General features: G+C 74.8%; 1 protein-coding gene. It reads right to left on the bottom strand.

The window, feature by feature from the left end; all coding sequences use genetic code 11:
* On the bottom strand, positions 1-318 hold a 318-nt coding region (locus tag CU044_RS30205), incomplete at both ends, for a HAMP domain-containing protein (protein ID WP_129771925.1).

Genomic DNA, 318 nt, shown 5'->3' on the forward strand with positions numbered 1-318 from the left:
TGCTGGCGCAGCAGTTCCAGGGAGCGTGCGATGGCCCCGACCTCGTCGTGGTGGCGCGGGTAGAGGACGGTGCGGCGGTCGCCGTCGGCCAGCGTCTCGGCCTGCTTGGCCAGTTCGCGCAGGGGGCGTACGACCACGATGTGCAGCCAGCCCAGGCAGGCGGCGGCCGCGGTGACTCCGAGCAGGCCGGCGAGGACGGTGCGGTTCTGTGCGCTGTACTCGGGGATGGCGAGGGCGGAGGCGGGCTGCCAGCTGACGACGGTCCAGCCGAGCGACTTGGCCGCTCCGCCGCCGGCGAAGGGGGCGGCCGCGGCGATC

The organism is Streptomyces sp. L-9-10, assembly GCF_004151105.1.
Classification (GTDB): domain Bacteria; phylum Actinomycetota; class Actinomycetes; order Streptomycetales; family Streptomycetaceae; genus Streptomyces.